General features: G+C 53.3%; 21 protein-coding genes. 16 read left to right on the top strand and 5 right to left on the bottom strand.

Annotated features, from left to right (window positions below):
* Positions 1-36 precede the first annotated feature (36 nt).
* Positions 37-777 (top strand): acyl-CoA desaturase, encoded by a 741-nt coding sequence (locus tag FHS90_RS07165; RefSeq protein WP_066833722.1) that lies wholly within the window; start codon positions 37-39, stop codon positions 775-777.
* A 61-nt stretch (positions 778-838) separates the two neighbouring features.
* On the opposite strand, the gene FHS90_RS07160 is transcribed toward FHS90_RS07165, so the two are convergent.
* Entirely contained in the window at positions 839-1,993 is a 1,155-nt protein-coding gene (locus tag FHS90_RS07160; RefSeq protein ID WP_182512525.1) for a DUF418 domain-containing protein, read from the bottom strand.
* 14 nt (positions 1,994-2,007) lie between these two features.
* On the opposite strand from FHS90_RS07160, the gene FHS90_RS07155 reads away from it, so the two are divergent.
* The 6 genes from FHS90_RS07155 to FHS90_RS07130 all read left to right on the top strand — a co-directional run bounded on the left by FHS90_RS07155 (position 2,008) and on the right by FHS90_RS07130 (position 7,285).
* A complete protein-coding gene (locus FHS90_RS07155) occupies positions 2,008-3,678 on the top strand; it encodes a sulfatase-like hydrolase/transferase (protein WP_182512524.1) in 1,671 nt (556 codons plus the stop codon).
* A gap of 184 nt (positions 3,679-3,862) precedes the next feature.
* Complete coding sequence (locus FHS90_RS07150) at positions 3,863-4,426, top strand: 30S ribosomal protein S16 (RefSeq protein WP_066833712.1); 564 nt, start codon at positions 3,863-3,865, stop codon at positions 4,424-4,426.
* 11 nt (positions 4,427-4,437) lie between these two features.
* Positions 4,438-5,031, top strand: a complete 594-nt coding sequence (gene rimM / locus FHS90_RS07145) for a ribosome maturation factor RimM (protein WP_066833709.1) — start codon at positions 4,438-4,440, stop codon at positions 5,029-5,031.
* The gene (trmD, locus tag FHS90_RS07140; protein WP_066833706.1) at positions 5,018-5,716 is read left to right on the top strand and encodes a tRNA (guanosine(37)-N1)-methyltransferase TrmD; all 699 of its coding nucleotides are present in this window, start codon (positions 5,018-5,020) and stop codon (positions 5,714-5,716) included. The genes rimM and trmD overlap by 14 nt, the downstream gene beginning before the upstream one ends.
* 70 nt (positions 5,717-5,786) lie before the next feature.
* Positions 5,787-6,140, top strand: a complete 354-nt coding sequence (gene rplS, locus FHS90_RS07135; RefSeq protein WP_066833703.1) for a 50S ribosomal protein L19 — start codon at positions 5,787-5,789, stop codon at positions 6,138-6,140.
* 371 nt (positions 6,141-6,511) lie between these two features.
* Entirely contained in the window at positions 6,512-7,285 is a 774-nt protein-coding gene (locus tag FHS90_RS07130) for an SDR family oxidoreductase (protein ID WP_182512523.1), read from the top strand.
* Between the two features lie 373 nt (positions 7,286-7,658).
* Here the strand turns inward: FHS90_RS07130 and FHS90_RS07125 are convergent, their stop codons facing one another.
* Positions 7,659-8,543: an ATP-grasp domain-containing protein gene (locus FHS90_RS07125; protein ID WP_182512522.1), complete on the bottom strand. Its 885-nt coding sequence runs from the start codon at positions 8,541-8,543 to the stop codon at positions 7,659-7,661.
* Positions 8,544-8,573: 30 nt separating this feature from the next.
* Here FHS90_RS07125 and FHS90_RS07120 point away from each other — a divergent pair, with 30 nt between their 5' ends.
* Positions 8,574-8,921 carry a hypothetical protein gene (locus FHS90_RS07120; RefSeq protein WP_182512521.1) on the top strand — a complete coding sequence of 116 codons (348 nt, stop codon included), beginning with the start codon at positions 8,574-8,576 and terminating at the stop codon, positions 8,919-8,921.
* A gap of 239 nt (positions 8,922-9,160) precedes the next feature.
* Here FHS90_RS07120 and FHS90_RS07115 read toward each other — a convergent pair whose 3' ends face one another.
* The gene (locus FHS90_RS07115; protein ID WP_182512520.1) at positions 9,161-10,945 is read right to left on the bottom strand and encodes a thiamine pyrophosphate-requiring protein; all 1,785 of its coding nucleotides are present in this window, start codon (positions 10,943-10,945) and stop codon (positions 9,161-9,163) included.
* A gap of 725 nt (positions 10,946-11,670) precedes the next feature.
* On the opposite strand from FHS90_RS07115, the gene FHS90_RS07110 reads away from it, so the two are divergent.
* Positions 11,671-12,300 (top strand): inorganic diphosphatase, encoded by a 630-nt coding sequence (locus FHS90_RS07110; RefSeq protein WP_182512519.1) that lies wholly within the window; start codon positions 11,671-11,673, stop codon positions 12,298-12,300.
* A gap of 29 nt (positions 12,301-12,329) precedes the next feature.
* Here FHS90_RS07110 and FHS90_RS07105 read toward each other — a convergent pair whose 3' ends face one another.
* A complete protein-coding gene (locus FHS90_RS07105; protein WP_182512518.1) occupies positions 12,330-13,202 on the bottom strand; it encodes a sterol desaturase family protein in 873 nt (290 codons plus the stop codon).
* 215 nt (positions 13,203-13,417) lie between these two features.
* On the opposite strand from FHS90_RS07105, the gene pgi reads away from it, so the two are divergent.
* The 4 genes from pgi (at position 13,418) to FHS90_RS07085 (ending at position 17,723) form a co-directional block, all read left to right on the top strand.
* Positions 13,418-15,070: a glucose-6-phosphate isomerase gene (pgi, locus tag FHS90_RS07100; RefSeq protein WP_182512517.1), complete on the top strand. Its 1,653-nt coding sequence runs from the start codon at positions 13,418-13,420 to the stop codon at positions 15,068-15,070.
* Between the two features lie 114 nt (positions 15,071-15,184).
* A complete protein-coding gene (locus FHS90_RS07095; RefSeq protein ID WP_182512516.1) occupies positions 15,185-16,087 on the top strand; it encodes a hypothetical protein in 903 nt (300 codons plus the stop codon).
* Between the two features lie 103 nt (positions 16,088-16,190).
* Positions 16,191-16,703, top strand: a complete 513-nt coding sequence (locus tag FHS90_RS07090; RefSeq protein WP_182512515.1) for a DUF1579 domain-containing protein — start codon at positions 16,191-16,193, stop codon at positions 16,701-16,703.
* Positions 16,704-16,868: 165 nt separating this feature from the next.
* On the top strand, positions 16,869-17,723 hold the full coding sequence (locus FHS90_RS07085) for a pirin family protein (RefSeq protein WP_182512514.1): 855 nt from the start codon (positions 16,869-16,871) through the stop codon (positions 17,721-17,723).
* A 438-nt stretch (positions 17,724-18,161) separates the two neighbouring features.
* Here the strand turns inward: FHS90_RS07085 and FHS90_RS07080 are convergent, their stop codons facing one another.
* Positions 18,162-18,920, bottom strand: coding sequence for a DNA repair ATPase (locus FHS90_RS07080; protein ID WP_182512513.1), 759 nt, complete (start codon positions 18,918-18,920; stop codon positions 18,162-18,164).
* Positions 18,921-19,061: 141 nt separating this feature from the next.
* Here FHS90_RS07080 and FHS90_RS07075 point away from each other — a divergent pair, with 141 nt between their 5' ends.
* From FHS90_RS07075 to FHS90_RS07065, 3 genes are all read left to right on the top strand, one after another.
* A complete protein-coding gene (locus FHS90_RS07075) occupies positions 19,062-19,469 on the top strand; it encodes a 6-pyruvoyl trahydropterin synthase family protein (protein ID WP_182512512.1) in 408 nt (135 codons plus the stop codon).
* The gene (gene folE, locus FHS90_RS07070) at positions 19,462-20,130 is read left to right on the top strand and encodes a GTP cyclohydrolase I FolE (RefSeq protein WP_182512511.1); all 669 of its coding nucleotides are present in this window, start codon (positions 19,462-19,464) and stop codon (positions 20,128-20,130) included. The genes FHS90_RS07075 and folE overlap by 8 nt, the downstream gene beginning before the upstream one ends.
* A gap of 141 nt (positions 20,131-20,271) precedes the next feature.
* Positions 20,272-21,186 (top strand): TIGR01777 family oxidoreductase, encoded by a 915-nt coding sequence (locus tag FHS90_RS07065; protein WP_182512510.1) that lies wholly within the window; start codon positions 20,272-20,274, stop codon positions 21,184-21,186.
* Positions 21,187-21,253 lie beyond the last annotated feature (67 nt).

The raw sequence follows: 21,253 nt of genomic DNA, 5'->3' as shown, positions 1-21,253 counted from the left end.
TGCCTGTACAGGCGTAAACCAATTGCATCACCCAGCATGATTATCCTTATTTTCTTTGTAGCGCACTGGTATCTGTCGCTGTTTGTTCAGACGTTCTACCTGCACCGCTATGCCGCCCACAAAATGTTCACCATGAACGCTTTCTGGGAAAAATTCTTCTTCCTGTTCACCTACATCAGCCAAGGCTCATCATTCCTCTCACCCAGGGCCTACGCCATTCTGCACCGCATGCACCACGCGTTCTCAGACACAGAGCGCGACCCGCACTCCCCGCACTTCTCCAGCAACGCGTTCACCATGATGTGGAAGACCAAGAACATCTACAATGATGTTCTCAAGCACCGCGTGGAGCCGGAGATGCGTTTTGACGGCAATTATCCGGTTTGGAGACTGGTAGAGCGCATTGGCGACCACTGGATCTCCCGCATTGCGTGGGGCACCTTCTACGTAGTCTTTTATATCTATTTTGCTGAGTACTGGTGGATGTACCTGCTGCTGCCCGTGCACTTCTTAATGGGTCCTATCCATGGCGCTATTGTAAACTGGAGCGGCCACAAATACGGCTATCAGAACTTTGACAACCATGACAAGTCCAAGAACTCCCTGTTCTTTGACTTCCTTACCGGCGGCGAGCTGTTCCAGAACAACCACCACAAACTGCCTAACCGTGTGAACTTCGGGGTGAAATGGTGGGAGGTGGACCCCACCTACCCGGTGATCTGGACCTTAGACAAGCTGGGCATCATTAAACTGAAGAAAGCCCGGGTTCAGTCATAAAACCTGATGGATATTGTTAAACACCGCCCCAACGGTTTTAGACCGTTGGGGCGGTGTTTTTTTATCTTCTGGTAAAATAGCGCACCAGTTTCTCAAAAGGCCCCTGCCCAAAGCGGCCCAACCACCAGTAAGACGCCAGTACTTGTACCAGAACCAGCACCAGGTAACCAACCCATAACGTGACGGGTGCCACCTGCCTATACCAGCCTAAGCCGTACCCAAAGAACAGCCAACTGAACAGTAGGTTCTGCAGCAGGTAATGGGTCAACGTCATCTTCCCGAAGGAGGAAAGCAGAGCCACCACCCTTCGGGCTACGCCCGAAACATAGAAGGCAACCGGCAGCAGCAACAGCAGCAAAACGTTCCCGGCATAGAACACTGCTGTCAGCGCCAGTTTCAGAAGTTCCGTCTCCCACCCACGCCCCTGCTCCCCCCGCAACCCCAAAACCTGGATTAACACACCGGCCAGAAGCAGTGACATGCCCGCGGCGAGCAATACGCGCACAACAGCTTTGGGGCGCAGGAACTGCTCATACCGTTTGCCCTCACCCAGCAGGTACCCCAGCAAGAGCCAGGCAAAGATCCTTGCCTGGTATAACCAGTCCTCAAGTGCCCAGGAGGTCAGAAAAGTATGGCTAGACCGCTCCCAGACCGCTTGCCAATAGCTGCTGTCCGGCAGAGGGATTGGCTCAGGGGCGGGAGGCGCCAGCCACGTTTCGGCAAAGCCAAGCAAGAAAAGGGAAACCGCCACCCCTACCTGCAGCGTTGTGGGCCACCGCCTAATGAGCAGCAGCAACAGCCCCATGAGCGCGTACTGGAGCAGCACGTCGCCCCTCCAGACCAGCAGCAGGTGCAGCACACCCAGCACCCCTAAAACAGCAGCCCGTTTCAGGAAAGGCCCAACGCCTCTAGCCTGCAGCGCCAGCGCCGCCGAGAGCCCGAACAGCAGCGCAAACAGGGAGTAGAACTTCCCCTTCAGGAACACCATGAAGAACTGGAGGGCAAACTGGTTCAGCGCATCTGGGAACCTCTGGGCGTAGCTTTCAAAGTGACCGTTACTGGTGTTAAAGACGAGCAGGTTGGCGGCCCCCACCCCCACCAGTGCCACCCCTCTGAGCAGATCAACCACCTCTTCCCGCCCGGGCGGGGCAGGTGAAGAACCAGATTCATGGGGAGAGGTGCCGTTTGTCACAGAAGCTTTTATTAATTTGCCCAAGTTCACAAATTTATATGGGATCTTCTCTATTATCAGCTTCCCGCCGGGTGGTCACGTCTCCTTTGGGACTTTTAGCTTTGCTGGGGATGTACGTGGCGGTGGTGGAGATGCGCCCGGGCCGGCTGTACTACATTCTCAACTTCCTGCTCTTTAGGGACAGCCTTGCCCATTTCCTGCTTTTTTTGCTCTGCCTGGGCATCTCTCTGGCGGGAGTACTTTCTTTACTGCTGAACAGGAATAAGCCTCTCTACTGGGCTACCCTGCTGCTGTGGTTCCCCTGTTTAGTGGTCAGCCTCACCTACCGGTTTATCATTGGTTACAACTTCATGCACTCAGACGCGGTGCTGGCGTGGAATAACCGGCCTTTAGCGGGCAGCGCACTAGAAAACTACGCCCCCCTGGTAGCTGCAGCCATCTTGGCGTCTGTTGTAGTACTAGCGTTGCTGCACCTGCTCCGGAAGAAAACAAAATGGCGGGCGGCCCCTGCCATGGCGCTGGCGTTCCCCTTGGCCGCCGTAGCCGTTTACACCCACATCACATGGACGACCGGTGTTGTTGATGATTTCCCAGCCTTGTACCGGGTGCCGCTCAACTTTGGGGCGGCCATTGCGGGGCAGGTTCCTCAGCCGGCGCGGGAGCCAGTGCCGGTTTCCCCTGCAACCGCCGGGGTGCCCCACCTCTTTCTGATCATGGACGAAAGCATTACCGCCACAGAGCTTTCCCTCAACCACCCCCAGAAGAAGACCACCCCCTTTCTGGCGTCTCTACAAGACCACCTCTACAACTACGGAGTTGCCAGTGCTACCGTAAACCAAAGCGCAGGCTCCAATATGGCTCTCATGAGTGGCACCAGGCTTTCTGAGCTACCAGACACCGCCTTCAGAACGCTATCCAGAACCAATATCTTCCAGTTCGCCCAAAAAGCAGGCTACAAAACCTACTACATAGACGCCCAGCTGGGGGGTGATGTGCTCCAGAATTTCATGTCGCCGGAAGACCTCAAATACATAGACTCCCTGCTTCGCCCGGCGGCCCTCCACCCCGCTCTGCCGTACTATGAGCGGGACATGTGGGTGGCAGAGTACCTTGTACGCCTGGCCAAGCAGCCAGAGAGGATATTTGCATACGTAGTGAAAGCCGGGGCTCACTGGCCGTATGCCCGCACCTATCCCGCAGACTCAGCTTTTTTTCAACCCACGCTCACCCAGCGCAGCCTCTACAAAGACCGCACCCGCACCCTCAACACCTACCACAACGCCCTGCGGTGGACGGTAGATGCGTTCTGGCGGAAGCTTACCACAAATATTTCCGGGCGGGACAGCACCGTGATCGTGTACACCTCTGACCATGGCCAGAACCTCACAGAAGCCGGCATCAGCATTGCCCACGCATCAGTGCAGGACACCTCCCCGCAGGAAGTGGCCGTGCCGCTCTGGGTCTGGGACCCGGCGCAGATTTCCAGACTACCTCCTCCTCAAAAACAGGGCTACAGCCATTTCCATATCTTCCCTACCCTGCTCCAGCTGCAGGGGTACGCCCCTGGCTGGGTCCAGACCCGGTATGGCTCATCACTGTATGACCGCGTCTCCCCGGCAGCCCCACGTCTTTTTCTGGCCGGCGACTTGTTTGGCCGCGGCCCGCACTCCCTGCAGCGTTTTGTCTGGCCCCTGAAGGCCGGGAAGTGAATCTGGCGTTTTGGGGCTGTTTTTCTGAAAACAGCCCCAAAACAGGTTTTGCTCCCCGCACAGACGTTCCCAGAGCTGTCTTTCCCTTCATTCAAATCAATTGATTTGTAGCACATTCAAAATATTTGCCGTACCTTTGCAGCCCAATGCCGGACGGGTTCCGGCGCATTAACAAAAGTTAACTATGGCTGTTAAAATCAGACTGGCCCGCAGAGGCCGCAAAAAAGCTGCAATGTATGATATCGTTGTAGCAGATTCTCGTTCACCACGTGATGGTCGTTTTATTGAGAAACTGGGTACGTACAACCCCTTAACCAACCCCGCCTCTATCAACTTCAACGAAGACAAAGCGTTGGATTGGGTATTGAAAGGCGCGCAGCCAACTGACACCGTGAAAGCCATGCTTTCTTACACGGGTGTTATGTTCAGAAAACACTTGCAGATTGGTGTATTGAAGGGTGCCATCACCCAAGAGCAAGCTGACACCCGCTACCAGGAGTGGAAAGCTGCCAAAGACGCCAAAATCACTGGCAAGAAAGAGCAGTTAGGTTCAGACAAGGCAGCTAAGAGGCAAGCGGCGTTAGAGGCTGAGGCCAAAGTAAACGCAGCCCGTGCAGAAGCTATCCGTTTGAAAAACACTCCAGAGCCTGTTGCTGCTGAAGAAGAAGCCCCTGCTGCTGAAGGCGAAGCCACAGAAGGCGCCGCTGACGCTCCGGCTGCAGACGCCACTGAAGAAGCTCAAGCTTAATTTTACCGGCCATGACGTTAGACGCATGCTTCCAACTGGGGTATATTGTGAAGACGCATGGCACCAAGGGCCAGGTAGTCGCGTTTTTTGACGTGGACTTCCCCGAGGAGTATGACGAATTGGAATCAGTTTTCCTGTTGATAAACGGGAAGCTGGTTCCTTTTTTCATTGATGACCTCAACCCGCAGGACAAAGGCCGCAGCATCATTAAGTTTGAAGACATCAACACCCCGGCAGACGCTGACAAGCTCAAAGGCGCGGCCCTTTACCTCCCCTTAAACCAACTCCCTGAACTGGAGGAAGACCAATTCTACTTCCATGAGGTGATTGGCTATACCGTGGTAGATGAGCAGCTGGGCGAACTGGGAACCGTGCAGACCTTCTTTGACCTGCCCAACCAGGACCTGCTGGCCATGGACTACCAGGGCCATGAAGTATTGATTCCGGTGCAGGACGAGATCATTCTACGCACTGACCGCGAAAACAAAAAGCTGTTTGTGCACCTGCCCGAAGGCCTGCTGGAAGTCTATACCACTCCTTCTAACCGGAACGAGGAAGAGCCGCCGCTAGCCGGCGAGGAAGACGAAGACGATGACGCGGTTTGATATCATTACCTGCCAGCCCCACCTGCTGGACGGCCCCTTTAGCCATTCTATCTTAAAGCGTGCCCAGGACAAAGGCCTGGTGGAGGTGCATTTGCATGACCTCAGGCAGTACGCCATCAACAAACACGGCCAGATAGATGACTATGCCTTCGGCGGCGGCGCCGGCATGGTGCTCATGATAGAGCCCATTGCCAAGTGCATACGCCAACTGCAGGCCCAGCGCACCTATGACGCGGTGATTTACATGACCCCAGACGGGAAAACCCTGAACCAGCCCATGGCCAACCGCCTGTCTCTGCTGCAGAACATCATCATTCTGTGCGGGCACTACAAAGGCGTGGACCAGCGCGTGCGGGACCTGTTTGTGACCCATGAGATCAGCATTGGCGACTACGTGCTATCGGGCGGTGAACTGGCGGCGGCGGTATTGGCAGACTCCATCATCAGGATCATCCCGGGGGTGCTGAATGACGAGAGCAGTGCTCTGTCAGATTCATTTCAGGACAACCTGTTGGCCCCCCCGGTGTACTCCAGGCCTGCTGACTTTGAAGGACATACCGTTCCAGACATTCTAATCTCAGGCAATACGCCCAAAGTAGAGGAGTGGCGGTTTGAGCAGGCGGTGCAGCGCACCAAGCTTCTGAGGCCAGATTTGCTGGCCGATGATAAAAATATTACTTCTTGATTTACAATTACAAAAATTACGTCTATATTTGCACTCCATTTTGCAGATCAATAGACACTATACTATAGTCATGAGCGAATTAATTAAACTAGTTGAGCAGGAATACGCTGAGAAGCGCGCGTCTATCCCTGCTTTTGCTGCTGGCGATACCGTGAACATTCACGTGAAAATCCGTGAGGGGAACAAAGAGCGTATCCAGCAGTTCCAAGGCGTGGTATTACAACGCAGAAACTCAGGTGCCAGCGAGACTTTCACCGTGAGAAAAGTGTCTAACCAGATCGGTACTGAGCGTATTTTCCCCATCCTTTCTCCAAACATTGAGAAGATTGAGGTGATTCGCCGTGGTAAAGTGAGAAGAGCCCGTCTGTTCTACCTGAGAGGTCTTTCTGGTAAAGCAGCCCGTATCAAAGAAAAAAGAAGCTAAGCTTTTCCGTTTTAGTTTTTCCATAGTTTTAGTTTTGAAAGAAGCCGGTCTCACCACCGGCTTCTTTTATTTATAGCTAGGAGAAGGGCAAAAACACTTTACACCATTTTGTCATCCTGGAAGGATCTCGGTGACGAACGGCAGTAGCAGTTAATAATTGCCATTCTAGTTCGCCCACAAGATCCTTTCAGGATGACAGCATAGATAGCTTTTATCGCCCAGCTACTTAATTGCTTTTTATCGTTTTTGGCCTGTTTTTGAGAAAACAGGCCGAAAACGGGAATCTGCCCCGTTACGTTTGCGAAGCACCTTTCCCTTCTGCCAATTTCTGCGTAGACTTACCTATTCAAGACAATTTTTGAAGTAAGTAAATGCAGAATAACCGTTGGAACTTAGAAGGGCGCAGAGCCCTGGTTACCGGAGGCACTAAAGGGATTGGGGCCGCCATTGCCGAAGAATTGTTGGTGCTGGGCGCCGAAGTGCTGATTGTGGCCCGTAAGGAACTGGAGGTAAACCAGGCCGTCACTGACTGGCGTTCCCGCGGTCTCAACGCCTCGGGCATGGTGGCAGACGTGAGCCAACCCGCTGACCGGCACAACCTGATCCAATTGGTTGAAAATACGTGGGGCGCCCTGGATATTCTGGTGAACAACGTGGGCACCAACATCCGCAAGAAAATAGGCGAATACACCCCTGAGGAATACAACTACCTGCTGCAGACCAACCTCACCTCAGCCTTTGAGCTTTGCCGGCTCACGCACCCGCTGCTGAAGAATTCGCCACAAGGCAACGTGGTGAACGTGTCTTCGGTGGCAGGCTTAGGGCACGTGCGCACGGGCGCTATCTACGGCATGACCAAAGCGGCCTTGGTGCAGCTCTCCAAAAACCTGGCCGGCGAATGGGCCCCAGATGGCATACGGGTGAACTGTGTGGCTCCCTGGTACATCAGAACGCCGCTGGCGGAGCAGGTGCTGCAGAACCAGGAGTATCTGGAGAGTGTGTTGAGCCGCACCCCCACCCGCACCATCGGCAACCCCGAAGACGTGGCCGGGGCCGTCGCCTTCCTCTGTATGCCCGCCGCCGCCTATATCACTGGTCAATGCATTGCCGTGGACGGCGGCATGAGTATTAATCTGTTTGGGTAACTGTAAAGAGTTGCAATTAGATTGATGAGTATTGGTGGATTGCTGGGCACCTTACCTATTATAAAATTCTCTCCCTTTTGTCATCTTGGAAAGATCTTGTGGGCGCGCTTGGGTAGTGTTCACTAACTGCAGTTACCGCTCGCTACCAAGATCCTTTCAGGATGACAAAAGAGGAATAGTTAGACTTTGAAAAAACTGAGAGAGCGTGCAAAAAAGCAACATTGCAAACACTACTACTGTTCGCAACCAAGATCCTTCTAGGAGGACAAAGAGCGAGGGCTTCCCTGAGGGAAAATCTTTGGCCATCACTTCTTATTCTGTTTCCGGGCTGTTTTCGTGAAAACAGCCCGGAAACAGAAAGCATTTACCTATTTCAATTCGCTAAGCCTGGCACCAACGCCTGCAACGCCTGATAATACTTCTCCAGTGCCTCTGCGTGCGTGTGCAGGAACAAAAACGGCTCAATCAGCTCCAACTCCATCAATTGCAGTTCCCCGTTCACATCAACCCCGTCTACGCGGGCATAGAGGCAGCCTTGGGCGAATTGGTCTATGAACTTCTGCGCCTGCGGCAACAGATGCGCCGGGGCAGGCTGCGGATGAATAGAGCCGCCAAAGAAATGCTGCACCCTGAAATCCCCAGACTTGGCTGATTTGAGCAGGCAATGGCTGTACGTGCCGTTAAAGAACAGAAAAGACCACTCCCCTTCCGCCTGTATCTGCGGCATGAACGGCTGCACCAGAAAATCCTCGTGCTGTAGCAGCTCCTGCAGCTTGGGCAGTACCGCCTGCACCTCTTCTGGAGTGACAGTAAACGTGTTTTTCGCGCCGCCGCTCACGCTGGGCTTGATGATCAATTTAGAAGAATCAAACTGGCGGAAGAAACCTTCCAACTGCGCCTGCATCCCCTTCTTCAACAAAGCCGTGGGCACAATGGGCAAACCGGTCTTCTCCACCTCCAGCAGGTAGTGCTTGTCTGCATTCCAGCGTACCGTTGAAATGGGGTTCAGCGTACGCAGCCCCACCGTTTCCATCTGGTCCAGCCACGCCTGGAACGCGGCAAACTTGTCAAAGTAGTCCCACGGAGATTTGAAGATGGCCAGGTCATACTGCTGCCAGTTTACCGCGGGGTTGTCCCACACTTCTGGGGTAATGTCAATGCCTTTAGACGAAAGATACGCCAGCAGCACGCCGTCTTCGCTCCCGCTCAGGGAACCGTAGCTCTGGATTTCAGAATAAGTAACTAGTGCAAGTTTCAAGGTATAGCCTGGTAAGGTTGAACTGCCCCTGTGGCGATCAGTTCAAGCGGTGATGTTCTTCCTGTTTTGGAGCTGTTTTCCCAAAAACAGCCCGGAAACGCAAAAGTACTACACCTGCCTGGGAAAAAGAATTGCACGGGCGGCAAGCAAGGATCTTTGAAAGAAACTGCTTTTGTGTCTCCACCCACTTTTAAAGTAGTAGAAAATCCAATCACAGTCCTGAAACACTCCCCACATGCTTGTTCAGGACTTGAAACCTCGAACGCAGCAAACTGCAAATTTGCCATCTGCCGTTTACTGATCCTGATGCAAGAAGGGAATTACAAATACCCGTGGAACCTGCTTCCGGATTGCACATCTGGAAGAGCGGAGAGATAACCTTGCTGCTTTCCGTCAGGTTGGGCAAGCATATACGTTCGCCGTCAAATCTAGCATGTAGAGCAACAGAACTAACTGGCACCCTCTTCTTTTCATCCTGAAAGAACCTTGCGGGCGTACTGGAATAGGCTTTTAACAACGGCTATCACTGATCGCCCACAAGAGCTTTCCAGGATGAAAAGACAGAGTTTCTGTTTTGGGCCTGTTTTCCTGAAAACAGGCCCAAAACAGAAACTCTGCTACTCCTCACCTGCCTCTGCTACGGCACCTTCCAGGGGTTCCTCCAGATGCTGACCGGCGGCTTTGTCACCTTTCTGAATGGCCGCGGCAATGTTGTCAGCAGACTGGGCGGCTACCTGGGTGGTGAACGGCACAATCTCAGGGTCAGCCAGCACCTCTACCACCACGGGACGGTCAGCAGCGAGGACCTGCTGCAGGGCGTCATCTATCTGGTCAGGGGTTTCAATCCGGATACCTTTCAGACCCAGGGATTCGGCGTACGCCGAAAAATTGAATTCTGGCAGCACCTGAGAGGCGTCAAATTTGGGGTTGCCCTCGTTCATGCGCTGCTCCCAGGTCACGAAGTTCAGGTCACGGTTGTTAAGCACCAGCACCAGCAGGCGCGGATCTGCCCACTGCTGCCAGTATTTCTGGATGGTGAGCAGTTCAGCGTTGCTGCTCATCTGCATGGCACCGTCGCCCACAAAGGCCACGGCCAACCGGTCTGGATAGGCAAACTTAGCCGCGAGTGCATACGGCACGGCGCAGCCCATGGTGGCCAACGTACCAGACACCGAGAACTTCATACCCTCCCTGATCCTGATGTACTGCGACATCCAGCTGGAGGAAGAGCCGGAATCTGCGGCCATGATGCAGTTGTCTGGCAGCAAGGGAGACAGCTTCTGGAAAACCAATTTGGGATTGACAGGCTGGCCAGGGTGCTGGGCCTGCTCTTCGGTCTGCTGCCACCAATCTTTAATGTCTTGCTCTATCTTTTGGCGCCAGCTGCGGTCTTCTTTGCGTTTGAGCAGCGGAAGCAGGGCTTTCAATGTCTCAGCGCTGTCACCAATGAGCGGCACCTCCATGGGGTAGCGCAAACTCACCATGCGGCCGTCCAGGTCAATCTGCACGCCGCGCGCCTGTCCTTCTTTGGGTAGAAATTCTGAATACGGGAAGCGGGAGCCCACCATGAGCAGCGTGTCGCACTCCTGCATCATCTGGTGGCTGGCGGTGGTCCCGAAGAACCCAATCCCGCCCGTCACAAACGGCAGTTCGTCTGGCAGCACGGCTTTGCCCAGATAGGCTTTGGCCACGCCAGCTCCCAAGACTTCGGCTACTTGCATCACTTCCGCGGCGGCGTCTTTGGCACCTATGCCTATCAGAATGGCTACTTTTTCTCCGGCGTTCAATACATCGGCGGCGCGTTGCAAGTCTTCGTCGCGGGGCAGCACGCGGGGCTCCAGATAGCCCGTGCCCGTATGGATGGTGCCGTGGGTGTGCTCCGGGTCCTGGTATTCTTCGTCCTGCACGTCACTGGGCAGAATCACGCAGGTAACGGTGCGCTGGTATTTGGCAATCCTAAACGCCCGGTCCAGCACGTGCCGCACCTGGCTAGGGTCTGTGACCATGTGTACGTACTCACTGGCTACATCTTTGAACAGCGACATCAAATCTACCTCCTGCTGGGCATGGCCACCCAACGCTTTCTGCCCCTTCTGCCCTACCAGCGCCACCACCGGCTGGTGGTCCAGCTTGGCGTCATACAACCCGTTGAGCAGGTGAATGGCCCCCGGCCCCGAGGTAGCCAGACACACGCCCACCTCTCCCGTGTATTTGGCGTGGGCACAGGCCATGAGCGAGGCCACCTCCTCATGCCGCACCTGCACAAACTCCAGCTTTCCTTCGGCGCGGTCAAGCGCCCCCATAATGCCGTTGATGCCGTCACCGGGATACCCGAAGAGGCGTGTTACACCCCATTCGCCCAGCCGCTGTATAAGAAAATCGCCTACTTTCTGCTTTTCCATAGTACCTGATTTTGAGAGTTAGCCCTGCGCATGAACACGCAAAGCCCATTAGAGGTACGACCTTGCCCCCAGATGGTTAAGAAGTGGCCGCCATAAAGCAGAAACACTAATCAGCGGTTCAATCACTTTGTTTTTCAAAAGAAGAAGAGCGGTTAATAGTACAAACCCGGGTTCCCAGTCAGGAATCAAGCGCCGCAGGGAATTTGTAGTCCTGTTCTGCCCCTAAGGGCTGGTTTCCATCATAATTTTGCGGGCGAAAACGGGGAGCAAAAGGTTTTTCTATAGCGTTTTTTGAGCAGCGCCATGGTGCGAGGCAACCCAGAGGTCAGGTTCTTTTGAAGGCCGGTTGCAGCGCAAAGGTCCCGTGTAAACAACCTCTATGATTTTCTGTAGGCAAAATTTCAAATCTGCAGAGGAATTAAGGTGTGACGCCCCCCCGAACAGCAGAGAAGAACTAAAGAAACCGGGCCGGAAAAGATGCGGCTCCCCGTGTTTGCGTTTTGGAGCCGTTTTTCAGAAAACAGCTCCAAAACGCCATGGGCCGGAATATAAACCACAGCTACCTGTTTTCTAAACCGGAAATGTAAAAGCATACCGGGAGAGGCTGGCAGCCAATTGCAGCCGTGGTTCATCATTTGCGTTTTAGGGCTGTTTTTCAGAAAATAGCCCTAAAACGCAATAGAAATCTTTTCAGGCGTTACTTCTACAGAAGCTTTCCCAACAAAATGAAGAATCTTACCACGGCTACTTTTTACGCTTGCACGACTCCGTTTCGGGTATTGTTACCCGTGCTCCTGTGCCTCACTGCCTTTGGCTGCAAGAAGAACCTGCGGGAGCTGCCGGCGCTAACAGACACGAAGCATTGGCGGGCGGTCATTGAGACCCCGGCCGGCTCTTCGCACCCGCTGGTATATGCCGCCGAGCAGAAGGAGTTTGTGCCCCAGACCGAAGCCGGCCAGCCCCGCCAGCTGGAGTTCCTGCCGTACCCCGCCAACCACGGGTTTATCCCGTCTACGCTGGTTGATTCGGCCCAGGGCCGACCGGCTGCGCCGCTTCCCGTTCTGGTGATCAGTGAGAAACTGGAGCCGGGAACGGTACTGGAGATACTGCCGGTGGGCGTCATGATTCTGGACCGGGACGGCGAACTGCACCATTTGATTATTGCCGTTCCCGCCCGCCCCAGTGAGCAGACCATTTCGCCCAACAGCTACAGTGACTTCTCTGCCCGCTACCCCGCCGTGAAAAGTATTCTGCAGCAGTGGTACCTGAATGAAAATCCCCGTAGACCCACCCGCCTCTCGGGCTGGAAAGACGAGCAGTTTGCCGAGCGGCTAATCCAGCAGTGGGTGCGGTAATCTTCTATTTTTGCTTCCGGTATTCTCCCTTATTCAGCCAAATCATCAAGAGGCAACGGCAGCGGCTCCCTTTCCGGCACTGACCCATCTGGCAAACGCCACGGGCGAAGGGCGGTGAAGGGAAGATGCTGCAGTTGACCATATGTGAGTTCCTGCGGGTCACGGAAGGCCGGCACGCCAACGGTGATCTCCTGCTGGGGCACGTTCAGCCGCACGGTCTGGTGCAGCCGATCCCAGAAGGAAAAAACTACTGAAAAATTGCTGTCAGTTTCCTGGTGCACAATGGAGTGGTGTATTCCGTGCATGCGCGGCGTGACCACCAGCCAATTCAAAGCCTTCTCCAGCCGGTACGGCAGCCGCCAGTTGCTGTGGTGAAACGCGGTGGCCGCCTCATAAAGCAACTCGTAGGCGAGCACCTGTTGGGGAGTGGGCCCCACCACCCGCGCCACCGCGCCCCGGTAAAACGCACTGACCAGCACTTCGCCCAGATGGAACCGCCACGCCGTGGTCACGTCCAGATCCAGATCTGTGTGGTGCACGTGGTGGAAGCGCCAGAGCAGCGTGAACTGGTGGTTCAGCACGTGCCATAGGTAATTGCCGTAGTCCAGCAGCAGGAACGCCAGCGGCCCCTGCGCGGCGGCGGGCAAGGGCAGCATAGGCAGGAGCCCGCTTTGCTTCTGGCTTGCCCGCTGCGCCGAAAGCACCAGCGCCGGCACCAACGCCAGCCGCAACCCTACAGACGCGGTAGCCGCCACCGCCGCATTGGTTTTCCGGCGGTCCCAGCCGGGCTGTGTGCGGGGCCGGAGGGGCTTTCTGGTTTCCAGGTAGAGCAATGCCAGCGCTACGCCCCCCACTACCGGAGCCGCTTTGTCAAAGAGAGCCAGCCATTTGTTTTTCGTCATATCCTTCCTTACGCAAGGTTCTTCTTTTGGTAAAACGAGGGCAGACATTCATGGTATTTGGGGTGCTGACTAACCTTGCGTTTTTGGCCTGTTTTCCTGAAAACAGCCCCAAAACAGGAAACCTGGCGGCGGCGCTCCTTAAAAGAGTTTTCCTAAACCCCCGTCTTTTCCTAACTTCGCTCCCCTACATCATTCAGAAAAGACGCATTTACTTCATGTTTCCAGCCATAAACCCTACCACTACCCAAGCCTGGGAGAAGCTTTCGCAGCATTTCAGCCAACTACAGTCAGCCCACCTGATAGACCTGTTCGCGCAGGACCCGGAGCGTTTCCAGAAATTCAGCCTCACCTTTGAGGATATTCTGCTGGACTACTCCAAAAACCGGATCACCGAGGAAACCCGCTCGCTGCTGGTAGAACTGGCGCAGGAATGCGGTTTGCAAGATGCCATTGCCGCCATGTTCTCTGGCGAGAAAATCAACTTCACTGAAGACCGCTCGGTACTGCACGTGGCGTTGCGCAACCAGTCTAATACCCCGGTGCTGGTAGACGGCCAGGATGTGATGCCCGAAGTGAACCGCGTGCTGGCGCAGGTGGAGAAATTCTCAAATGCCATTATCAGCGGTGACTGGAAAGGCTACACCGGCAAGCCTATTTCTACCATTGTGAACATTGGCATTGGCGGCTCAGATTTGGGTCCGGTGATGGTAACCGAGGCCTTGGGAGCCTATAAAAAACCGAACATCACCACCTACTTTGTCTCCAACGTAGACGGCACCCACATTGCCGAGACGCTCAAGAAGATTGACGCCGAGACCACGCTATTCATGATTGCGTCTAAGACGTTCACCACCCAGGAGACCATGACCAACGCGCACAGCGCCCGCAGCTGGTTCCTGGAGCAGGTGAAAGACGAAGAGCACATCAAAAAGCACTTCGTGGCGCTGTCTACCAACGCAAAGGCGGTGGCCGAATTTGGCATTGACACGCAGAATATGTTTGAGTTCTGGGACTGGGTGGGCGGCCGTTATTCGCTGTGGTCGGCTATTGGATTGTCAATTGCCTGCACCGTGGGCTATGAGAACTTCAAGGAGCTTCTGGCCGGGGCCCACGCCATGGACAACCATTTCAAGACGGCCCCTTTTGAGCAGAACGCCCCGGTACTTCTGGCCTTGCTGGGCATCTGGTACAACAATTTCTTTGAGGCCGAATCTCACGCCCTGCTGCCGTATGACCAGTACATGCACCGTTTTGCGGCGTACTTTCAGCAAGGTGACATGGAGAGCAACGGCAAGTACGTAGACCGCAACGGCCAACCCGTGAACTACCAGACGGGCCCTATCATCTGGGGCGAACCCGGCACCAACGGGCAGCACGCGTTCTACCAATTGATTCACCAGGGCACCAAACTGATTCCGTGTGATTTCCTGGCCCCGGCCATCAGTCACAACCCGCTGGGCGACCATCACCCTAAGCTTATGGCCAACTTCTTCGCGCAGACCGAGGCCCTGATGAACGGTAAAAACGAGGAGCAGGTGATTGAAGAAATGCACCAGCTGGGCTGCTCAGAGGAAGACATCAACACCCTCAAGGTCTACAAAATCTTTGAAGGCAACCGTCCTACCAATTCTATTTTATTTAAGCAACTGGACCCTAAAACTTTGGGTGCCCTGATTGCGCTATATGAGCACAAAATCTTCGTGCAGGGCGTGATTTGGAACGTCTACAGCTTTGACCAATGGGGCGTGGAACTGGGCAAACAGCTAGCGAAGAAGATTCTTCCGGAGTTGACCAGTGCGGAGGATGTGACCAGCCATGACAGCTCTACCAATGGCTTGATCAACCAGTTTAAGGCATTTAGAAAGTAACCATAGACATTCCCTCCTTTTAGTTGAACCCTATTCTGCTTATTTGTACCTTTTGTCAGATAAGTGGGATAGGGTTTCGTGTATCCGATAGTTAGGGTTTATATTAATTAAAAAATGAATAGGCATATTTATCTTAGCGTAATTAGTTCAATTTATATTTTCCTCCTTAGTTGCAGCAGTAAGCAGCAGCCTAATGAATCACCAAATACCTTCCAAGAGAATACTAGCTTTCCTAATGGTTTAGATTCTATATCACCACAAGAGACAGTACGATGGACGACCGATTTGAAGTTTGACAGCGAAAGTGAGATGGTCATTCCACCTGAAGTAGCTCCTTTCATCCCCAAACCATACAAAGTCCTCAGTTTTGAGAAGGGAGACCTGAACAATGACAAACTAGATGATTACATCATCGTTTTGGCTAATCCAAAAGATTTTAAGGAAGAGCTTTATCGTGATAGTGAAGACACTCAGGTACCAACTTTGTTCCTGTTGAGGCAGAGCAATGGTATCTTACAGTTAAGGCACAAGAGTGATGTATTGTTTAGACCTGCTCATATTAATGGTGGCACATCAGCTAATATATCAATTGATGAAGGAGGAACTGGGTTTACTGTTCAATACCGCTTTCAACATGTTTATGCATCTGGAATGTGGTCAGAAAAAAACGCACATTTCACTTATAATAGGAAGAGAGGGGACTGGATTCTTGATACAGTGGCCATAGCTGGTGGTGCAAATTCATCTACCTACCAAATGGAACAACTTTATATCAGGAAGGCAGAGGAAATTGGCGATACCGCTTTCTTAAAACATGTAGAGGAGAATGGCTTCCCTTATAGTTCAGACGTGTTGGAGAGCTTTACAGTTATGGATTCAGTTAATGAAGTAGAGATGCCTAATGGCGGAGAAGAAGACTACAGAATATATACAAAAAAACACTTCGGGCACATCACTCTCTCAAAATTCAAAGGAGAAGACTGGCTTTATAGTCTGCAAGAAAAATACAAACCATAACATTGTGTAAACAGCATGCCACGGCCGACGGCCTCGCACCTTGTTTACACGAGGCCGTTATCCCTAAAAACTGCATTACAGTCTAAATAGTAACCCAACTACCATGAGTGAAAAATTAGAAACCTCCAAAACATCAGGCGCCCACTACCAACTGAGCAGACTCGTGGGCGAATGGGAGGGAACGGCCAAAGTCTGGTTTGACCCCAGCAAGCTGGAAGATGAATCACCCGTAAGCGGAACCATGAAACCCATTCTTGATGGGAGATTTATCCTGCATGAGTACAAAGGGAGCTTTAAAGGAGAACCCATTACGGGCATGGCCATCTTCGGGTATCACCTGGAGTTGGGCAAATTCCAGTGCGCCTGGGTTGATTCGTTCCACAATGGTTCGGCCATCATGTTTTCTGAAGGTCAGAGAGGCGGAAAAGACCTTTCGGTTCTGGGCGGCTATGCATATGTGACGCCAGAAATGGAACAGCACTGGGGCTGGCGAACCAACATTGAGGTTATCAGCGAAGAGGAAGTAGTCATCACAGCCTATAATATTACCCCAGAAGGGCAGGAATCAAAAGCCACCGAAACTACCTACAAAAGGGTGAACAAATCTGCTGAATAAGAAGGTAGACGCATAAAACCTGAAATCATCTGCTTTCAAGCCCCACTAGTGGCTAACTTTTCATGCGCCTACAGAAAATTTGGCAGATAAGGCACCAGTCACACCAAAGACTGAAAACTTTCATTAAAAATGAAGGTTAATAATTAAGAATACCATCTTCCCACTATGAGAACCATCAAGAAAATCCATACCGCTGAATACCGCCCCATTGCTGACCTGGTCACCTATTCGCCGCTGCCTACGCGCAGTTTGCAGATGATTGACCCGTTCCTGTTTCTGAACCACCACGGGCACCAGGTGTACAAACCCAAGAACAACGGGTTGCCGTTCGGGCCGCATCCGCACCGCGGCATGGAGACCGTGACCTTCATTCTGGAAGGCGACATTATGCACAAAGACAGCGGCGGGCATGAGAGCGTGATCACCGCCGGCGGGGTGCAGTACATGACGGCCGGCCGCGGGTTAATTCATGCCGAGGTTTCCTCCTCAGACTTCAAGCAGACGGGCGGTCCGCTGGAAATCCTGCAACTGTGGCTCAACCTGCCGGCCAAGCACAAGATGATGGAGCCGCAGTACAAAGGGCTGCAGAAAGAAGACATACCGGCCATTTCTTTAGAAGAAGGGAAAGTGACCATAAACCTGGTCTCTGGCGAGTGGAATGGGCAGAAAGGCGCTTTTGAAACGGTCTCAGACGTACTGCTCAGCACCGTGTACTTCCAGGCGGGCGGGGAATTGAACGTGACGGTTCCCGCAGAGCGGAATATCTTCTTCTACATCATCAAAGGCACCTTGACCGTGAACGGACAGGACGTACCGTTCCGGAATCTGGTGGAGTTCAACAATGACGGGGAGGAACTACAGGTAACCACCTCTGAAGAAAGCATTCTGCTGTTTGGGCACGCGGTGCCGTTCAACGAGCCGGTGGTGGCGCAGGGGCCGTTTGTGATGAACACTGAGGCTGAGATTTACCAGGCGTACCAGGACTACCAGCAGGGCAAGTTTGGCGAGTGGCGGCACTAAAAAATAGCTTAATCCTGTTTTGGAGCTGTTTTTCTGAAAACAGCTCCAAAACAGGGCAAACCTCACAGGTTTTGAAAACCTGTGAGGTTTTTCTTTTAGTGAGGCCCAGAAATGGCGCCAGCCGTCTTCGCACCAGACAGAAAGCCCAAGCTCCTGAATGACGCGCATTGTCTGAAGCAAGCTTTTCAGGACTGGTTTGAAATACAGGATTTGAAGAGCAACGGCTACTGGCCCAGACACTCGCAGGTCTGGAAGACACTGCGAGGTCTTTTGAGCAGGCGGTGAAGCGGTGGCAGGCGGTTAAAGTTTATGAGCGGAAGAAATTCTTTCTGGAGCTTACTTCCTGTTTTCGGCCTATTTTCCTGAAAACAGGCTAAAAACAGGAAGCCCCTGCTGTTGGGTAACAGCAGGGGCTTCCTGTTTTATAAATGCGCGGGATTAGTTGATCTTATCCATTTTGGCTTTTACAATCTCTACCGCTTTGCGCATGTTCTCCACTTCCTGCTTGGCGGCTTCCTGCTGCTTCAGGTTAGTTTCTACGTCACGGTTCAGTTGCTCCAGCTCCTGGGCATTGGCTACCAGAGCGGCTTCCAGCTCCAGTTTCTTCTGCTGGTTTTTGGCAATTTTGTTCTGGATTTCTTCGGCTTGCCGGGCTACGCGGTCTGCTTCAGACTGGGAGTTGGCCAATACTTTCTCCGCATCAGAAATCTGGTTATTCACGTCCTGCTTGTACACGTTGCGGGCGAACTGCTGCAACATGGCCTCTCCGCGCTCCCACTCCTTCTGGGTTTCTTTCTTGCTCAGGTAGGCGTTGCCCATATCCAGCGTCCACCAGACCATGGTGCCCTGCTCAGAGCCCTCTACCTTAGACATGATGCGCATGGGGTTGCTGGTGATGGTGTCAATCTTGGCTTTCTCTACCGTGTAGATGCCTTTGCTGGCCTGGGCTTTGGGCGTAGGCAGAATAGACGGGCCTTTCACGGTTCCGCCAGACTTCTCTTTCAAATAGCTGGACCACGCCTTCTCCACCAGTTTGCTGTCCAGCTGAATCATGATGCGTTGCCCTTTGCGGGTAATGCCGTTGATCTCCACTTCGGCCTCATCAACCGTTGAGCGCTGCGCCCAGGCCGTTGACACCGCACCCCAAAGCACCAGCAGCAGCAGCGCTGCCTTCACATGCGTACGTTTCACTTTCATATTCCTTTACTCTAAAAATTGCACCATGAAATTAGGCAAAATTTCAGAACCTGAACAGGCGCGGGCAAATTTTAAATGCAAACGGGTGCTATAAATCTACCCGCAGAAAACTAAATTGCCCCCTTAGCTGTTTGCCCTCTTATGAACGTGACCGTCTGCCGAAAGGAAAACTTCAATGCCGCCCACCGGCTGCACAACCCGCTCTGGACAGAGGAACAGAACCAGCAGGTATTTGGCCTCTGCAACAACCCCAATTTCCACGGCCACAATTATGAGCTGGTGGTGAAGCTGACGGGGCCGGTTGACCCAGACACGGGCTATGTCTATGACATGAAAAAGCTGAGCCTGCTGATAAAAGCGGAAATTTTAGATAAATTTGACCACAAAAACCTGAATCTGGACACTGAGGAATTCCAACACCTGAACCCCACCGCCGAAAACATAGCCGTGGTCATCTGGCAGCGCCTTCGCCCCCACCTGGCCGAAAACCTCACCTTGTCTGTTACTTTATTTGAAACCGAGCGAAACTTTGTTGAATACCATGGATAGCAGGGACTGGAACGAAGACCAAGATCCCGAAGAAGAACACGTAAGCGGATCTTTAGACACCCCGCTGCGGCCAGACGCCTTCGCCCTTTCTGACGACCAGAAAATTGAAGGCATTGCCTACCACTTCAGGGAGATCATGCACCTGCTGGGGCTTGACCTGGAAGATGACAGCCTCAAAGGCACGCCCAAGCGGGTGGCCAAGATGTATGTGAAGGAGATCTTTGACGGCCTGCACCCAGACAACCGCCCGGCCGCCCGCCTCTTTGAGAACAAGTATGGCTATAAGCAGATGCTGGTGGAGCGGGACATCACCCTGTACTCCAGCTGTGAGCACCACTTTGTGCCCATCATTGGCAAAGCCCATGTGGCCTACATTCCCAATGAGCACGTGATAGGCTTGTCTAAGCTGAACCGCATTGTACAGTACTTCGGCCGCCGGCCGCAGGTACAGGAGCGCCTCACCTGCCAGATTGCCCAGGAGCTGCGCGATGTGCTCAAAACTGAGAACGTGGCCGTGCTCATTGAGGCCGACCACCTCTGCGTGATGAGCCGCGGCGTGAATGACGTGAGCAGCAGCACCATCACCTCAGAATATTCCGGTTTATTTGAGCAGGACACGTACCGCCTGGAGTTTCTGCAGGCCATCAGACACAACAAATAGACATAGTTGAAGGAAGATGAATTTTTCAGTCTTCGGCAGCGTTTCACCTTTCACTACTACTTCTATCTAGAAAGCAGACCGTCTCCCTTTGCAGATTTTGCCGTATAAGCATGTCGGCGGGCAGACCGTAGAGAACGCAACATGTCACAAAAGATATTGATTGCCGGTGGAACCGGCTTATTGGGAACACGCCTCTCTGAGATGCTGATTGACAGCGGCTATGAGGTGGCGCACCTCAGCCGTACCCCCGGCAAGCACGCCCACTACAAAACCTTTAAGTGGGATATTGCCCAGGGGTACATTGATGAGAAGGCGATGAAGTACCCAGACTATATCATCAATCTGGCCGGAAACAGCGTGGCCGGTGAAAAATGGACGGCCGCCCGTAAGAAAGCCATTCTGAGCAGCCGCCTGCAGAGCACCAACCTGCTGTGCAAGTACCTGCAGGAGACCTCGCACCACGTGAAGGGCTTTGTGGCCTCTTCGGCGGTGGGCATTTACGGCAACTCCGGTGAGCGGCTCATGCTGGAGGAGAGCAGCTACGGCTCAGATTTTCTGGCCGAAGTCTGTAAGCATTGGGAAAACGCCTCCTGGCAGGTACACCACCTGGGCATTAGAACCGTGATCTTCCGGATTGGCATTGTGCTGAGCAACAAAGGCGGGGCTCTGCCCCAAATTGCCCGGCCGGTGAAGATGATGGCCGGTTCGCCTTTAGGCTCTGGCAAGCAGTACATGTCCTGGATTCACATTGATGATATGTGCCGCCTGTTTATCAAAGCCATTGAAGAGCCGCAGTTTGCCGGGGTGTACAACGCCGTGGCCCCTAACCCGGTCACTAATGAAGAGCTGACCCGCACCCTGGCCAAGGTCATGCACAAGCCCATGATGCTCCCCAACGTGCCCGCCTTCGGGTTAAAGCTCATGCTGGGCGAGATGAGTGAGGTCATCCTGAACAGCAACCTGGTGAGCGCCAACAAAGTGCTGCAGACCGGCTTCACCTTTGAGTACAACCAGATTCAGGAGGCGCTGGAGTCTTTGTATGACAAGGATAGTTGAGACGTTTGAAAGTTCACATAAACAGAAAGAGGGCTAGATAAAATCTAGCCCTCTTTCTGTTTTCGGC

The sequence above is a fragment of the Rufibacter ruber genome (assembly GCF_014138425.1).
Classification (GTDB): domain Bacteria; phylum Bacteroidota; class Bacteroidia; order Cytophagales; family Hymenobacteraceae; genus Nibribacter; species Nibribacter ruber_C.
Note: the sequence above shows the minus strand (reverse complement) of the source record. Positions and strands in the feature narration are given on the sequence as shown.

Bases quoted from the DNA above. Each gene is read 5' to 3' on its own strand.
- FHS90_RS07085 (WP_182512514.1), top strand. From the start codon at position 16,869: ATGAGAACCATCAAGAAAATCCATACCGCTGAATACCGCCCCATTGCT.
- rplS (WP_066833703.1), top strand. From the start codon at position 5,787: ATGAGCGAATTAATTAAACTAGTTGAGCAGGAATACGCTGAGAAGCGC.
- FHS90_RS07115 (WP_182512520.1), bottom strand. From the start codon at position 10,945: ATGGAAAAGCAGAAAGTAGGCGATTTTCTTATACAGCGGCTGGGCGAA.
- FHS90_RS07150 (WP_066833712.1), top strand. From the start codon at position 3,863: ATGGCTGTTAAAATCAGACTGGCCCGCAGAGGCCGCAAAAAAGCTGCA.
- FHS90_RS07165 (WP_066833722.1), top strand. From the start codon at position 37: ATGATTATCCTTATTTTCTTTGTAGCGCACTGGTATCTGTCGCTGTTT.
- FHS90_RS07110 (WP_182512519.1), top strand. From the start codon at position 11,671: ATGAAGAATCTTACCACGGCTACTTTTTACGCTTGCACGACTCCGTTT.
- FHS90_RS07090 (WP_182512515.1), top strand. From the start codon at position 16,191: ATGAGTGAAAAATTAGAAACCTCCAAAACATCAGGCGCCCACTACCAA.
- FHS90_RS07155 (WP_182512524.1), top strand. From the start codon at position 2,008: ATGGGATCTTCTCTATTATCAGCTTCCCGCCGGGTGGTCACGTCTCCT.
- folE (WP_182512511.1), top strand. From the start codon at position 19,462: ATGGATAGCAGGGACTGGAACGAAGACCAAGATCCCGAAGAAGAACAC.
- FHS90_RS07080 (WP_182512513.1), bottom strand. From the start codon at position 18,920: ATGAAAGTGAAACGTACGCATGTGAAGGCAGCGCTGCTGCTGCTGGTG.
- rimM (WP_066833709.1), top strand. From the start codon at position 4,438: ATGACGTTAGACGCATGCTTCCAACTGGGGTATATTGTGAAGACGCAT.
- FHS90_RS07130 (WP_182512523.1), top strand. From the start codon at position 6,512: ATGCAGAATAACCGTTGGAACTTAGAAGGGCGCAGAGCCCTGGTTACC.
- trmD (WP_066833706.1), top strand. From the start codon at position 5,018: ATGACGCGGTTTGATATCATTACCTGCCAGCCCCACCTGCTGGACGGC.
- FHS90_RS07105 (WP_182512518.1), bottom strand. From the start codon at position 13,202: ATGACGAAAAACAAATGGCTGGCTCTCTTTGACAAAGCGGCTCCGGTA.
- FHS90_RS07095 (WP_182512516.1), top strand. From the start codon at position 15,185: ATGAATAGGCATATTTATCTTAGCGTAATTAGTTCAATTTATATTTTC.
- FHS90_RS07065 (WP_182512510.1), top strand. From the start codon at position 20,272: ATGTCACAAAAGATATTGATTGCCGGTGGAACCGGCTTATTGGGAACA.
- pgi (WP_182512517.1), top strand. From the start codon at position 13,418: ATGTTTCCAGCCATAAACCCTACCACTACCCAAGCCTGGGAGAAGCTT.
- FHS90_RS07075 (WP_182512512.1), top strand. From the start codon at position 19,062: ATGAACGTGACCGTCTGCCGAAAGGAAAACTTCAATGCCGCCCACCGG.